This window comes from Pseudomonas sp. GL_090, assembly GCF_057837765.1.
This window is the reverse complement of the sequence record NZ_CM174452.1, coordinates 2,180,062-2,195,271: the sequence shown is the minus strand read 5'-3', so window position 1 is coordinate 2,195,271 and position 15,210 is coordinate 2,180,062. Positions and strand designations below refer to the sequence as shown.

7 protein-coding genes are annotated in these 15,210 nt (G+C 64.4%); 3 read left to right on the top strand and 4 right to left on the bottom strand.

The window, feature by feature from the left end; genetic code table 11:
• Positions 1 to 44 precede the first annotated feature (44 nt).
• Both AC3ITA_RS09775 and AC3ITA_RS09770 read left to right on the top strand, forming a co-directional pair.
• Positions 45 to 6,578: a hypothetical protein gene (locus AC3ITA_RS09775; protein WP_489280118.1), complete on the top strand. Its 6,534-nt coding sequence runs from the start codon at positions 45 to 47 to the stop codon at positions 6,576 to 6,578.
• A gap of 82 nt (positions 6,579 to 6,660) precedes the next feature.
• Entirely contained in the window at positions 6,661 to 8,496 is a 1,836-nt protein-coding gene (locus tag AC3ITA_RS09770; protein ID WP_489280117.1) for an O-linked N-acetylglucosamine transferase, SPINDLY family protein, read from the top strand.
• 174 nt (positions 8,497 to 8,670) lie between these two features.
• Here AC3ITA_RS09770 and AC3ITA_RS09765 read toward each other — a convergent pair whose 3' ends face one another.
• Genes AC3ITA_RS09765 through AC3ITA_RS09755 form a run of 3 tightly spaced genes read right to left on the bottom strand, consistent with a single transcriptional unit; the run spans position 8,671 to position 13,059 of the window.
• Entirely contained in the window at positions 8,671 to 9,999 is a 1,329-nt protein-coding gene (locus AC3ITA_RS09765; protein ID WP_150671779.1) for a TolC family outer membrane protein, read from the bottom strand.
• Positions 9,996 to 11,330 (bottom strand): HlyD family type I secretion periplasmic adaptor subunit, encoded by a 1,335-nt coding sequence (locus AC3ITA_RS09760; protein WP_150671780.1) that lies wholly within the window; start codon positions 11,328 to 11,330, stop codon positions 9,996 to 9,998. Before AC3ITA_RS09760 ends, AC3ITA_RS09765 begins: the two co-directional genes overlap by 4 nt.
• A 7-nt stretch (positions 11,331 to 11,337) precedes the next feature.
• Positions 11,338 to 13,059, bottom strand: a complete 1,722-nt coding sequence (locus tag AC3ITA_RS09755; protein WP_150671781.1) for a type I secretion system permease/ATPase — start codon at positions 13,057 to 13,059, stop codon at positions 11,338 to 11,340.
• 208 nt (positions 13,060 to 13,267) lie between these two features.
• Here AC3ITA_RS09755 and AC3ITA_RS09750 point away from each other — a divergent pair, with 208 nt between their 5' ends.
• On the top strand, positions 13,268 to 13,474 hold the full coding sequence (locus AC3ITA_RS09750) for a hypothetical protein (protein WP_489280114.1): 207 nt from the start codon (positions 13,268 to 13,270) through the stop codon (positions 13,472 to 13,474).
• A gap of 75 nt (positions 13,475 to 13,549) precedes the next feature.
• Here the strand turns inward: AC3ITA_RS09750 and AC3ITA_RS09745 are convergent, their stop codons facing one another.
• A complete protein-coding gene (locus tag AC3ITA_RS09745) occupies positions 13,550 to 15,160 on the bottom strand; it encodes a gamma-glutamyltransferase family protein (RefSeq protein ID WP_150671782.1) in 1,611 nt (536 codons plus the stop codon).
• Positions 15,161 to 15,210: the final 50 nt, after the last annotated feature.

The window sequence follows — 15,210 nt, the reverse complement described above, 5'->3', positions numbered from 1 at the left end:
CAACGCTGGCAGCGCCGTAAATGACCCCTATACAGGATGCGTCCATGAGCTTTATTTCTTCGTTGACCCCAGCGCAAGTCGCTGCCCTGAGTACAACCACCATTGCCGGGCTTGCGACCCAGGATATTGCCGCCTTGAGCACCGCTCAGATCGCCGTGATGACCACTGCGCAGATCGCGGTCATCACCACGCCGAACATTGCCGTGCTTTCGACCGTGCAGGTACCGGCACTGACGACTGCGCAGGTCGTAGCCCTGACCACCGCTCAGGTCACCGCACTGAAAACCACGCAGATCGCCGCGCTGACGACTACGCAAGTCGCTGCCTTCGAAACGACGGATATCGCTGCGCTGCCCGTTGCCTCGCTCGCCAGCCTGACCACCGCCCAGACCGCCGCACTGACCACCGCCCAGGTGGTTGCCCTGACCACTGCCCAGGTGGCGGCCCTGAAAACCACGCAAGTCGCAGCGCTGACCACCACGCAAGTGGCGGCCCTGCAGACCGTCGATGTCGCCGCGCTGACCACCGCCAGCGTCGTGGCCCTGACCACCGCTCAGGTGGCGGCACTGACCACTGCCCAGGTCGCAGCGCTGACCCCGGCCCAGGTCGGTGCTCTGGAAACCGCCGACGTGGCCGCCTTGACCACGGCTCAGGTGGTGGCCCTGACCACCGCCCAGGTCGCGGCGCTGAAAACCACCCAACTCGCTGCCTTGACCACCACCCAGGTGGCGGCCATCGAAACCGCTGACATCGCTGCCTTGCCAGTGGCCAGCGTCGCGGCGCTGACCACCGCGCAGACCGCAGCCCTGACCACCGCCCAAGTCGTGGCCCTCACCACCGCCCAGGTGGCCGCGCTGAAACCGGCCCAGGTGGCTGCACTGACCACCACGCAAGTGGCGGCCATGCAGGCCGCCGATGTCGCCGCACTGACCACCGCTGGCGTCGTCGCCCTGACCACCGCCCAGGTCGCGGCACTGACCACGGCACAAGTGGCGGCACTGAAACCGACCCAGATCAGTGCCATGGAAACCGCCGACGTGGCCGCCTTGACCACCGCTCAGGTGGTGGCCCTGACCACCGCCCAGGTGGCGGCACTGACCACCGCGCAAGTGGCTGCTTTGACCACCACACAAGTGGCGGCCATCGAAACCGCTGACATCGCCGCCTTGCCAGCGACCAGCGTTGCGGCCCTGACCACCGCCCAGGCCGCTGCCCTGACCACCGCCCAGGTCGTGGCTCTCACCACTGCCCAGGTCGCCGCGCTGAAACCGGCCCAAGTGGCTGCACTGACCACCACGCAAGTGGCGGCCATGCAGGCCGCCGATGTCGCCGCGCTGACCACCGCCAGCGTCGTGGCTCTGACCACCGCTCAGGTGGCAGCACTGACCACCGCCCAGGTTGCGGCACTGACCCCGGTTCAGATCGCGGCTATGGAAACCGCTGACGTGGCGGCACTGACTACCGCTCAGGTGGTGGCGTTGACCACCGCTCAGGTGGCAGCCCTGACCACCGCCCAAGTGGCTGCTTTGACCACCACACAAGTGGCGGCCATGGAAACTGCCGATATCGGTGCATTGACCACCGCAGGTGTCGTCGCCTTGACCACTGCCCAAGTGGCGGCACTGACCACCGCCCAGGTGGCGGCTCTGAAACTGACCCAGATCAGCGCCCTGCAGACTGTAGATGTCGCGGCGCTGACCACCGCCCAGGTCGTGGCCCTGACCACCGCCCAAGTGGCTGCACTGACCACCGCTCAAGTGGCCGCGCTGACCACCACGCAGGTGGCAGCCATGGAAACTGCCGATGTCGGCGCCCTGACTGCCGCTCAACTGGCAGCCTTGACCACCGCCCAGGTCGCGGCATTGACCACGACGCAGATCGCGGCCCTGAAGTCGACACAGATCAGCGCCCTGCAGACTGTCGATGTCGCGGCGCTGACCACGGCTCAGGTGGTGGCCTTGACCACCGCCCAAGTGGCGGCACTGACCACCGCGCAAGTGGCTGCTTTGACCACCACCCAAGTGGCGGCCATCGAAACCGCTGACATCGCTGCCTTGCCAGTGGCCAGCGTCGCGGCCCTGACCACCGCGCAGGCCGCTGCCCTGACCACCGCCCAGGTGGTTGCCCTGACCACCGCTCAGGTGGCCGCGCTGAAACCGGCCCAAGTGGCTGCACTGACCACCACGCAAGTGGCGGCCATGCAGGTCGCCGATGTCGCCGCGCTGACCACCGCCAGCGTCGTGGCTCTGACCACCGCTCAGGTGGCGGCGCTGACCACCGCCCAGGTCGCAGCGCTGACCCCGGCTCAGATCGCTGCTCTGGAAACCGCTGACGTGGCGGCACTGACTACCGCTCAGGTGGTGGCCCTGACCACCGCTCAAGTGGCAGCCCTGACCACCGCGCAAGTGGCTGCTTTGACCACCACACAAGTGGCGGCCATCGAAACCGCTGATATCGGTGCGTTGACCACCGCGGGTGTCGTCGCCTTGACCACTGCCCAAGTCGCGGCACTGACCACCGCCCAGGTGGCGGCGCTGAAACCGACCCAGATCAGCGCCCTGCAGACTGTCGATGTCGCGGCGCTGACCACTGCCCAGGTCGTGGCCCTCACCACCGCCCAGGTCGCTGCACTGACCACCGCGCAAGTGGCTGCTTTGACCACCACCCAAGTGGCGGCCATCGAAACCGCTGACATCGCTGCCTTGCCAGCGACCAGCGTTGCGGCCCTGACCACCGCGCAGACCGCTGCACTGACCACCGCCCAGGTCGTGGCCCTCACCACCGCCCAGGTGGCCGCGCTGAAACCGGCCCAGGTGGCTGCACTGACCACCACGCAAGTGGCGGCCATGGAAACTGCCGATGTCGGCGCGCTGACATCGGCCCAACTGGTAGCGTTGACCACTGCACAGGTCGCGGCACTGACCACCGCTCAGGTGGCTGCTCTAAAACCGACCCAGATCAGCGCCCTGGAAACCGCTGACGTGGCGGCACTGACTACCGCTCAAGTGGTGGCCCTGACCACCGCCCAGGCGGCAGCCCTGACCACCGCGCAAGTGGCTGCTTTGACCACCACGCAAGTGGCGGCCATCGAAACCGCTGACATCGCTGCCTTGCCAGTGGCCAGCGTCGCGGCGCTGACCACCGCGCAGACCGCAGCCCTGACCACCGCCCAAGTCGTGGCCCTCACCACCGCCCAGGTGGCCGCGCTGAAACCGGCCCAGGTGGCTGCACTGACCACCACGCAAGTGGCAGCCATGGAAACTGCCGATGTCGGCGCCCTGACATCGGCCCAACTGGTAGCGTTGACCACCGCACAGGTTGCGGCACTGACCACGGCGCAGATCGTGGCCCTGAAGTCGACACAGATCAGCGCCCTGGAAACCGCCGACGTGGCCGTCTTGACCACGGCCCAGGTCGTGGCACTGACCACCGCCCAGGCGGCAGCCCTGACCACCGCGCAAGTGGCTGCTTTGACCACCACCCAAGTGGCGGCCATCGAAACCGCTGACATCGCTGCCTTGCCAGTGGCCAGCGTCGCGGCCCTGACCACCGCGCAGGCCGCTGCCCTGACCACCGCCCAGGTGGTTGCCCTGACCACCGCCCAGGTGGCCGCGCTGAAACCGGCCCAGGTGGCTGCACTGACCACCACGCAAGTGGCGGCCATGCAGGTCGCCGATGTCGCCGCGCTGACCACCGCCAGCGTCGTGGCTCTGACCACCGCTCAGGTGGCGGCGCTGACCACCGCCCAGGTCGCAGCGCTGACCCCGGCTCAGATCGCTGCTCTGGAAACCGCTGACGTGGCGGCACTGACTACCGCTCAGGTGGTGGCGTTGACCACCGCTCAGGTGGCAGCCCTGACCACCGCGCAAGTAAGTGCCATGACCACCACACAAGTGGCGGCCATCGAAACCGCTGATATCGGTGCGTTGACCACCGCGGGTGTCGTCGCCTTGACCACTGCCCAAGTGGCGGCACTGACCACCGCCCAGGTGGCGGCGCTGAAACCGACCCAGATCAGCGCCCTGCAAACTGTCGATGTCGCGGCGCTGACCACCGCCCAGGTCGTGGCCCTCACCACCGCCCAGGTGGCTGCACTGACCACCGCGCAAGTGGCTGCTTTGACCACCACCCAAGTGGCGGCCATCGAAACCGCTGACATCGCTGCCTTGCCAGTGGCCAGCGTCGCCGCGCTGACCACCGCGCAGACCGCTGCCCTGACCACCGCCCAGGTCGTGGCATTGACCACTGCCCAGGTGGCCGCGCTGAAACCGGCCCAGGTGGCTGCACTGACCACCACGCAAGTGGCGGCCATGGAAACTGCCGATGTCGGCGCGCTGACTTCTGCCCAACTGGTAGCGTTGACCACTGCCCAGGTCGCGGCACTGACCACGGCACAAGTGGCGGCACTGAAACCGACCCAGATCAGCGCCCTGGAAACCGCTGATGTGGCGGCACTGACTACCGCTCAGGTGGTGGCCCTGACCACCGCCCAGGTGGCGGCACTGACCACCGCACAAGTGGCTGCGCTGACCACCACGCAAGTGGCGGCCATCGAAACCGCTGACATCGCTGCCTTGCCAGCGACCAGCGTTGCGGCCCTGACCACCGCGCAGACCGCGGCCCTGACCACCGCCCAAGTGGTGGCATTGACCACTGCCCAGGTGGCCGCGCTGAAACCGGCCCAAGTGGCTGCACTGACCATCACGCAAGTGGCGGCCATGGAAACTGCCGATGTCGGCGCGCTGACCACCGCCAGCGTCGTGGCCCTGACCACTGCCCAAGTGGCGGCGCTGACCACCGCCCAGGTGGCTGCCCTGAAGCCGACCCAGATCAGCGCCCTGGAAACCGCCGACGTGGCCGCCTTGACCACCGCCCAGGTCGTGGCCCTGAGCACCGCCCAAGTGACGGCACTGACCGCTGCCCAGGTGGCTGCCCTGACCACCACGCAAGTGGCGGCCATGGAAACTGCCGATGTCGGCGTCCTGACTGCCGCTCAACTGGTAGCCTTGACCACCGCCCAGGCCGCGGCACTGACCACGGCACAAGTGGCGGCACTGAAACCGACCCAGATCAGTGCCCTGGAAACCGCCGATGTCGCGGCGCTGACCACCGCCCAGGTCGTGGCCCTGACCACTGCTCAGGTGGCGGCCTTGACCACCGCCCAAGCGGCGGCATTGACCACCACGCAAGTGGCGGCCCTTGAAACCGCGGACATCGCCGCGCTGACAGTGACCAACACTGCAAGCCTGACCACCGCGCAGACTGCTGCCCTGACCACCGCCCAGGTGGTTGCCCTGACCACCGCCCAGGTGGCGGCGCTGAAGGTGACCCAGATCGCAGCCCTGACCACCACGCAAGTGGCGGCCATGGAAACCGCCGATATCGGCGCGCTGACTTCTGCCCAACTGGTAGCGTTGACCACTGCCCAGGTCGCGGCCCTGACCACCGCGCAGATCGCGGCCCTCAAGCCGACCCAGATCAGCGCCCTGGAAACCGCCGATGTAGCGGCCCTGACCACCGCGCAGATCGTAGCGATCGAAACCGCCGACATGGCGGCGTTGACCACGGCGCAAGTCGCGGCCCTGACCACGGCGCAAGCCGCAGTCCTGACCACGGCGCAACTGTCGCACCTGTCGATGACCCAGGTTGATTCGTTCACCACCGCGCAACTGCAGGCGATGACCGCCACCCAGATCGACGCGCTGGCCCTGTCCACGCCGCTGGTCCTGGACCTCAACGGTGATGGCGTGCAGACCACGCACCTGAGCAGCGGCGTCAAGTTCGACCTCAATGCCGATGGCCACAAGGAGGCAACTGGCTGGACCGCTGGCGGTGACGGCCTGCTGGCGCTCGACCTCAATGGCGATGGCCAGGTCAACGATGGCTCCGAGCTGTTCGGTTCCTCGTTCCGCCTGCCCGACGGTTCGTTGGCCAAAGACGGTTTCGAGGCACTCGTCAGCCTGGACAGCAACCATGACGGTGCGGTCAACGGCGCTGACCAGTTGTTCGCGGCGCTGCAAGTCTGGGTCGATGCCAACAACGATGGCGTCAGTGACAAGGGTGAGATGCACACCCTCAAGGAGCTGGGCATCACCCAGTTCAACCTGGATGTGGCCAAGACCGCCGAACTCAACCACGGCAACCTGATCGGCCTCGACAGCAGCTACGAAACCAGCGATGGCCAGAGCCATACGATCGCCGACGTCTGGTTCCGCACCGACGCCAATGGCAATCAGTCCCTGGACCTGACCAAGCTGGATTCGTCGACACTCGATGCCCACTCCCTGGGTGCCATCGATCTGGCGGCGGACGGCGGCAAGGCCAGCGTACTGACCGTCAATGCCGAGGCAGTTGCCAAGCTCGGCCAGGCCGGCCAGGTGGATGTGGCCAGCGGTGCCGCGGCACCGGTGCAGATGATCATCGACGGTGACCACAACGACACGGTCAACATCACTGGCGACAGTGGCGAGTGGCAGGCGGCCGGGAGCACCACGGTCGATGGCGCCAGCTACAACGTGTTCAACGACGGCGACGTCCAGTTGTTGGTCGCAACCGACGTGCAGACTTGGATTCACTGAGTTTCAGTGGTAAACCTTGACTGATCCGATACCGGGCTCGAAAGAGCTCGGTATTTTTTTATTGGAAGAGACCGTCGCGCAAATGCCTAGACAGAATCTTGAGAGCCCGAACCTCGATATCGTGCTGGCCGCAGCCCTGCAGCTGGCCGAGGGCGTCGCTCTGGAACCGATGAAGTTGCTCGAAACCGCAGACCGGCTCAATGGCGCACAGCGCATCACCGATGTCGCTGCGCTCTACCAGCGCTGGCTGCAGCACTGCCATTCGTCGGTCAATTACATTATCCAGTTCAACCTCGGGACCACGCTGTCGCAACTGGGGCAGATAGAGGCCGCAGAGGCAGCCTATCGCGCCGCCATTGCCCAGAACCCGGAGTTCGCCCAGGCGTGGTTCAACCTGGGGACGCTGCTGGAGCGTCAGCACAAACCGCAGGAGGCCCTGGCCATCTGGCAGTCGATGCTCGATGACAGGCTGGTCGACGCCACGCAAAGCCGCGAGCTGTACCTGATGACCTGCAACAACCTGGGTCGCCTGCTCGAGGAAACCCGGCAGTTGCAAAAATCCGAAGCCATCCTGCGCACCAGCCTGGAAGCCGACCCCCATCAACCCAAGGTGATTCAGCACTGGGTGCACCTGCGCCAGAAACAATGCGTCTGGCCGGTCTATGAGCCGCCGGCAGGCTTGACCCGTGGCGACCTGTTCAAGGCCTCCTCGCCCCTGGCACTGCTCGCCGGCAGCGATGACCCCGGCCTGCAACTGGCCGCCGCGGTGCACTTCGTCAAGGAGCGGGTCAATGTCCGGGTCCCCGCCCTGGCTCCGGCCCAGGGCTATGGCCACCGGAAGTTGCGCATCGGCTTCCTGTCTTCGGACTTCTGCCTGCATGCGGTGTCGTTGCTGACAGTGGAGCTGTTCGAGCTGATCGATCGGCAGCGCTTCGAGGTGTACGGTTTTTGCTGGACCCGCGAAGACGGCTCGGCCCTGCGCGAACGGGTCAGGCAGGCCATGGATCACTTCGTGCGCATCGACGCCATGGATGATGCCGCTGCCGCGCAATGCATCCGCAACCATGAGATCGACATCCTCATCGACCTGCACGGGCTGACGTCCGGGGCCCGTCCGGACATTCCGGCCTTCCGCCCGGCTACGGTGCAGATGACCTACCTGGGCTTTCCCGGGTCGACCGGGCTGCCGGGCATCGATTATGTGATCGCCGATCGCTATCTGATCCCCGACAGCGAGAAGGCGTACTACAGCGAAACACCGCTGTACCTGGCGCAGATCTACCAGTGCAGCGACCGCCAGCGACCCGTTGCGGCGTTGCCGACCCGCGCCGAGTGCGGCTTGCCGCAAGACCGTTTCGTGTTTTGCTCGTTCAACAACAACTACAAGTTCAACGAAGAAGTGTTCGATTGCTGGATGCGTATCCTGCAGCGCGCTCCCGACAGTGTGCTGTGGCTGCTGGCCGACAACCCCTGGGCCCAGGAAAACCTCTGCGCCAGAGCCCAGTCACATGGCGTGAACCCGGCACGCCTGCTGTTCGCCCCGCGGGTCGCACCGGCGCAATACCTGGCCCGCTACAGTGCCGCGGATCTGTTCCTCGACGCGTATCCGTTCAACGCCGGGACCACGGCCAACGATGCCCTGTGGATGGGCCTGCCGGTGCTGACCCGCTCAGGACGCACTTTTGCCTCGCGCATGGCCGGCAGCCTGCTGACTGCGCTGGACCTGCCGGAGCTGATCACCACCACCCTGGCCGAGTACGAAGAGCGTGCCGTCGAACTGGCGACCCAGGCCGATCTGTTGCCCGGCTTGCGTGAGCGTCTGCACCGGGGACGAGAGCACTCGGCGCTGTTCGACACACCACGCTTCGTCAGGGATTTCGAGGACGCGATCAGCAGTGTGGCGCCCGGCCGGGTGTAGCCGTATTGCTGGTTCCTGGTCCGGGCGGCGTTCCGACGATGGACTGCTTCTGTAGGAGCGAGCTTGCTCGCGAAAAACCCGAGAGCGCTGCGGGGTGTCAGGCTGGTATCAGGCTTGCCGCGTCATCGTTGGCCTCCATCGCGAGCAAGCTCGCTCCTGCAGAGGATCAGGTTGTCAGAACAACCCCTGGACCTTTTCCAGCTCGTTGCGGGTCATCTGGCCGGTGTGGGTGTGCAGGTTGACATAGCTTTGCAGCATCGCCAGCTTGGTATCGAGCAGGTCACGCTTGGAAGAGAACAGGCGCTGTTGGGCATCGAGGATGTCGACCGTTGATCGCACGCCGGCCTCATAGCCTTTTTCCGCGGATTTCAGGGCGGTCTGGCTGGAGCGCACGGCGGTCACCAGGGCCTTGATCTTCTCGAAGCCCGCCACCACCCCCAGGTAGTTGAGCTCGAGGTCCTCGTTCATTTGCTGGAGCTGGACCTCATAGCCGGACCGGGCACTCTCCAGGGCAGCACGGGCCTTTTCGGAAGAAGCGCTGACCCCGCCGCCCTGGTACAGCGGGATATCGATGACGACACCCACGTAGTAGGTCGACTGGCGCTGGGACGTTTCGTTGAGGTCGCTCTGGCCGACCCGGGCCAGCCGCCCGCTCAGCGCCACCGTCGGGTAATGCCCGGCCTTCTGCTGCTTGAGGTTGGCTTCGGCCACTTTGATCGAAGCACGGCTGATACCCAGTGCAGACGCGGCCTGGTCGGCCTTGATCAGCCAGTAGTCGAGGTCCTGCTCGGGGGCAAGCAAGGCGGCGGCCGGTGCCTGCTCCTGCATCTGCGGGATCTCACTGACGGCAATCCCGGCGCGGCCCGCCAGCTTGCGCAGGGCCGCGCGATGCTGGGCCTGCAACTGAATTTCCAGGGCGCGGATCGAATCGAGCCGGGCCTGCGCCTCTTCAAGGTCGGTGATGCTGCCTTCACCGGCTTCGAACAGTCGCCGCGATTGCTTGGCCAGTTCTTCGACCGAGGCTTTCTGCTGGGTTGTCAGCTTGAGTTCGTTTTCCACCTGGGCGAGATCGAAATAGGCCTGCACCACGCGATCGAACAGCTCCTGATCGGCGCCTTCGTGCTGGACTCCACCCAGTTGCCCACGCGCCTTGGCCTGTTCGTAGGAGGCCCAGCGGCCTTTGTCGAACAGCGGCTGGATAACCGACAGGGCAATGCTGTCGGAAGCGTACTGATCCTCCTGGCTGCTGGCGGAGGACTGGCTTTCGAACAGGCCACCATGGCCGTAGCGTGAGTTGATGGCGACCTGCGGCAGCAAGCCGCTGCGGCCGATAGCCTCTTCCTGGCGCGATGCCTCGTAGTCATGGTTGGCAACCTGGTAGGTCGCATCGTTGAGTCGCGAAGCGTCGTAGAGGGCGACCAGTGACAACGGCGCTTCAGCCGCCAGCAGCCGGCACGAGCAGAACACGGAGAGTAGCAAGGCGATACGTACGGACACGGTCATTCTTCCTTGAACGCGCCGGCCATACGCTCGGTCACCGGCTGCATCAAGTAGTTGGCAAGGGTGCGTTCGCCGGTCTTGACCAGTACTTCGGCCTGCATGCCTGGCTTGACATCCAGGCCCAGCTCGCGCAGATGGATGATCGCCTCGGGGCTGACCGAGACCTCCACCGAAAAGTAGGGCGAACCGCTGTGTTCGTCGATCAACTGGTCGGCCGACACCGTGAGCACCTGGCCGACGATCACCGGGGTGTGGACCCGTTGCAACGAACCGAAACGCAGATCGACCGGCAGCTGCGGCTTGAGCCGGTCGGCCATCATCGGCGGGAATTGCGCCTTGACCACCCAGCTGGAGCCTTGCGGGACAATGTCCATCAGGCGCTGGCCCGCTGGTGCGACGCCGCCGACGGTGTGCACGGTCATGCCCATCACCTGGCCGGCGACGGGCGCGACGATGGCGGCGCTGTTGACTTCGAACTCCAGTGACTTGATCTGGTCGATCAGGCTCGATGTCTGCGCCACGACCTGGGTCAATTGCGACTCGGCGTCGCTGCGAAAGACCTGCCCCTGTTGCAGCGCCTTGAGCTCGCTTTCATTGATCGCCTGGCGCGTGCGGCCGATATCGGAAACGCTCGAAGCCAATTGGGCACCCAGCTGCGCCGCACTGCTTTCCGCTTCGAACAGCCGGTTACGTGGCAGATAACCTTCACTGGCCAGTTCCCGCAGCCCCTTGAGCGCCTGCTGCTGGAATTGCAGCTGTACGGCGTGGTTGCGCTTGATCTCTTCGAAACCCTGGAGCTGTTCTTTGAGCGAGGCTATTTCGTGCCGGCTGATTTGCATGCGGCTGGCCAGTTCGGCACGGCGGGTGGCGAACAGATAGCCTTGCAGCTCCATCGCCGCGACGGCGCGCGGGTCGCCGGCGCGGGCCAGCAATGCCGCGGACCATTGCACAGCGTCGCGGTTCAGGCGTTCGGCCATCAGCCGATCCTCGACGGCGCGGGCGCCGAGCCACTGGCCCAGGGCGACATCCAGTTGCGACTTGGCCTGGACGGTGTTGAGCTGCATCACCACCTGCCCCTGCTGCACCCGGTCGCCTTCACGGACCAGGATGTTGTCGATCGTGCCGCCGGTGCGCGACTGCACGGTCTTGCGCTCGCCGGAAACCACCACTGTGCCGCTACCGACCACGCCGCGGTCAAGCGGCGCCAGGCAGGCCCAGAGCAGAAACCCGCCGAGGCCCAGGAGCAAAAACCACACACCGATCCTGGCAATGCCCGCGGCATCCGCATCGGGCTTGTTCTCGGGGGTCGAAATGTCGCTCGAACTGGCTTGCATTGACGCCTCAGGCTTCTTGATTGCGGGGTTCGACAGCTTTTGCCGGGGCCGCTGGCACCAGGGTCTTGAGCACCTGGTCACGCGGGCCGAACAGGGTTTGTACGCCGTCCTTGAGGAACAACAGCTTGTCGACCGCGCCGAGAATGCTCGGCCTGTGGGTGACCAGCACCACGGTGCAGCCTTCGGCCTTGAGCTTGCGCACGGCCTGCACCAGCGCCGCTTCACCGGCATCGTCGAGGTTGGAGTTGGGTTCGTCGAGCACCACCAGCGCCGGCTGGCCATACAACGCGCGGGCCAGGCCGATGCGCTGCTTCTGGCCGCCGGACAGCCCCAGCCCGCCAGTCCCGAGCAAGGTGTCATAGCCTTTGGGGAAGTGCAGGATCATCTCGTTGATACCGGCCAGTTGCGCCGCTGCGATGACCTTGTCTGCATCCACCTCGCCGAAGCGCGCGATGTTTTCGGCGATGCTTCCATCGAACAACTCGATGTCCTGGGGCAGGTAACCGAGGTGCGGGCCGAGGGCTGCACGCGACCACTGGCCGACCTCGGCGCTGTCCAGGCGTACCGAGCCCTGCCTGGCGGTCCAGATGCCGACCATGGCACGCGCCAGGGAAGACTTGCCCGACGCGCTCGGACCGATGATCGCCAGTACTTCGCCCTTGGCCAGGCTGATGGTCACGCCATTGACGGCGGGCTTGTGCATGCCCGGCGGGATGATTACCAGGCGGTCGATGCTAAGGGCCCCGGTCGGCGCTGGCAGGGGCATGCCTGGCGCGACCTTGGGGAACTCGCCGAGCAGGCGGTTCAAACGTTCGTAACTGCTTTTGGCGTTACCCATCTGCTTCCACGAACCGATCAGCGCTTCGGCCGGCGCCATGGCCCGTCCCAGCAATACCGACACGGCAATCATCACCCCGGCGGAAATCTGATTCTCGATCACCAGGATGGCTCCCAGGCCAAGGGCCAGCGATTGCCAGGTCATGCGCACAAAGCGTGACAGCGCGGCGATCCGCGAACTGCGGTCACTGGCCTCGCCCTGCTCGGTAATGACCCGCTGCTGCACGTTGAACCAGCGTTGGCGCAAGGGCGCGAGCATGCCCATCGCCTGAATCACCTCGGCGTTCTGCAAGGTACTGTTCACGTAGCTGGAAGACGCCACGGACAAACGGTTGGCTTCGCTCATGCTTTTGCGGGTGGTCAGCTCGTTCCAGACTCCCAGCCCGGCAAGGATCAGCGAGCCGATGACAGTGAACACCCCAAGCCAGGGATGGAACAGGAACGTCGCGATGACATAGATCGGCAGCCACGGCGCATCGAAGATGGCAATCAATGCCGGACCGGTGACGAACTGCCGGATGCTGTTCAAATCGCTCAGCACCTGCGCCGGGTTGGAGCTGTGCTCCTTCAGGCTACGCTCGAACGCCGCATCGAATACCCGCTCGCCCAACTGAGTGTCCAGGCCGGCGCTCATCTTGATCATCACCTGGCCGCGCACCCACTCCAGCAAACAGCCAAGGGCAAAGAACCCGAGCAAGATCAGGCTCAGCATCAACAGCGTGGTTTCATTGCGACTGGTCAGGACGCGGTCGAAAACCTGCATCATGTAGATGGACGGGACCAGCATCAGCAGGTTGATCACCCCGCTGAACAGTGCCAACACGCCGAACAGCCGACGATAACGTAGCAGCGCTGCATCGATATCTCGCTGGGGATCTAGGAAAAATCGCATAAAGTCCGAAAGATGAAAAAAGCATTGGGAAAGACAACGGTTATGTTGATGCCCGGGCTGCATTGCGCGGCGGCGATGCTAGCACTTTGCCCTCTATTAATGAACAGCTTGAAGCCAGTTGGCACCTCTACTCCATCGGCTTGAAGGAGGCGATCTTGAGTGGTTTTTCGACGGAGGGACAAACGGGGGAATAGAAAGGCTTTAAGAAATGAAATCAAAAAATATAAATGCATTACCAAATAAAAGACCCGGCTTTTGGCCGGGTCCTTTATTTGCCGGTTTTTCTGGCATTGGCTTCAGGCTAATGAAGTCTTTGGGTGTCGCAAATTCGATGGCGCGGATGATGTCAAAAGAATTCCAGCAGGCAAGAGAAGCCCGGCATCATTGGTTCAAACCAGCGACAGATAGCACTTGAGAATCAGTCGCACAGTCTCTAAGCTGCGGCGGCGTCAAGGAGGACGCCCCCACTCCTCGCCCTCTCTCGTGTTCTTCAATACACCGCAATATGTGAGTCCGTTCGTGGCTCTGTCCCGCCGCACAACACGCCGGTTTCAGGATCGCGCAAGATAATTTGCCCACGCCCGTAACTGGTGAGATCGCACGCCACCCGAACCTCGTGCCCGCGACGCGCCAGTGCCGCAACCATATCCCGCGAAGCGTCCTGCTCAATGCCCACCTTCATGTCCCCCAACCATTGCCAACGCGGTGCGTCCAGCGCGGCTTGAGGGTTGAGTCCGAAATCCACCAGATTCATGACCATCTGCACATGTCCTTGCGGTTGCATGTAGCCGCCCATGACACCGAAGGGGCCCATCGCTTCACCGTCTTTTGTAAGGAACCCTGGAATGATGGTGTGGAAGGTCTTTTTGCCAGGCGCCAGGCAATTGGAATGGCCGGGATCAAGGCTGAACTCTTCACCACGGTTTTGCAGGGCGATACCGCTGTCGGGCAATACCACGCCAGAGCCAAAGCCGTGATAGTTGCTCTGGATGAACGAAACCATGTTGCCCTCCGCATCGGCGGTGGCCAGATAGACCGTGCCACTGGCATGGGGATCACCCGGCTGGGGCGCCACGGCCTGCTCACCGATCTGTGCCCGGCGATGAGCGCAATAGTGGTCGCTGAGCAGATCGTGCACCGCCACCCGCATGTGCTCCGGATCGGTGATGTAGTGCAAACCATCGCTGTAGGCGAGTTTCATGGCCTCAAGTTGACGATGCCAGGTCCGCTGGCTGTCGCGATGATCGAAGTCAAAGCCCTCGAGAATCTTCAACGCCATCAACGCCACGAGTCCCTGACCGCTGGGAGGAATCTCCCAGACGTCGACACCACGATAGTTAACCTTGATCGGCTCGACCCACTGAGCGCGGTAGTCCTGCAAATCACTGGCGCGCAGATAGCCGCCCGTGGCCCGCGAATGCGCATCCAGCCTCTGCGCCAGCGCGCCACGATAAATACTTTCACACTCGGTGGCGGCCAATTCGCTCAAGGTCCGTGCCTGGGCCGGGTTACGGAACAACTCGCCGGCGCGGGGGGCACGGCCTTCGATCAGGAAGGTCTCGAACCAGCTCTCAAGCACGTCGCTACGGTCGGGAGTGAAATCCTCCAGCGCGGTTTGCCACTGCAAGGCGACCACTGGCGAAACGGGAAATCCGTCCCGCGCCAGACTGATCGCCGGCTGCAGCAAGTCCGCAAAGGGCAGACGACCGAATCGCCGGGACAATTGCGCCCAGGCCGACGGGCAGCCAGGAACAGTGACAGGCGTCCAGCCATGCAGCGGCATTTTTTCATGACCGGCCGCTTTCACGGCCTCAATGCTCAGGGCTTGCGGGGCGGCGCCGTTGGCAGCCAGGCCATGCAGTTTGTCCTGGGTCCAGACCAAGGCAAAAGCGTCACCACCGATACCACAACCGGTGGGCTCGACCACCGTCAATGCTGCTGCCGTGGCGATGGCCGCATCGATGGCATTGCCGCCGCGACGCATCACTTCAATCCCGGCTTCGGCGGCCAGTGGCTGAGAGGCCGCGACCATGCCGCGCTTGGCGAAAACGCTTTGACGTTGTGAGGTGTAGGGATACTCATGGGCAGAAAACTTGAACATGGCAGGACTCACACAAAAGTAATGTTCATAAAAACCTGTAGGAGCGAGCC

Excerpts from the sequence above, each read along its gene's own strand:
- AC3ITA_RS09775 (WP_489280118.1), top strand. The coding sequence starts at position 45 with ATGAGCTTTATTTCTTCGTTGACCCCAGCGCAAGTCGCTGCCCTGAGT.
- AC3ITA_RS09770 (WP_489280117.1), top strand. The coding sequence starts at position 6,661 with ATGCCTAGACAGAATCTTGAGAGCCCGAACCTCGATATCGTGCTGGCC.
- AC3ITA_RS09765 (WP_150671779.1), bottom strand. The coding sequence starts at position 9,999 with ATGACCGTGTCCGTACGTATCGCCTTGCTACTCTCCGTGTTCTGCTCG.
- AC3ITA_RS09760 (WP_150671780.1), bottom strand. The coding sequence starts at position 11,330 with ATGCAAGCCAGTTCGAGCGACATTTCGACCCCCGAGAACAAGCCCGAT.
- AC3ITA_RS09755 (WP_150671781.1), bottom strand. The coding sequence starts at position 13,059 with ATGCGATTTTTCCTAGATCCCCAGCGAGATATCGATGCAGCGCTGCTA.
- AC3ITA_RS09750 (WP_489280114.1), top strand. The coding sequence starts at position 13,268 with ATGAAATCAAAAAATATAAATGCATTACCAAATAAAAGACCCGGCTTT.
- AC3ITA_RS09745 (WP_150671782.1), bottom strand. The coding sequence starts at position 15,160 with ATGTTCAAGTTTTCTGCCCATGAGTATCCCTACACCTCACAACGTCAA.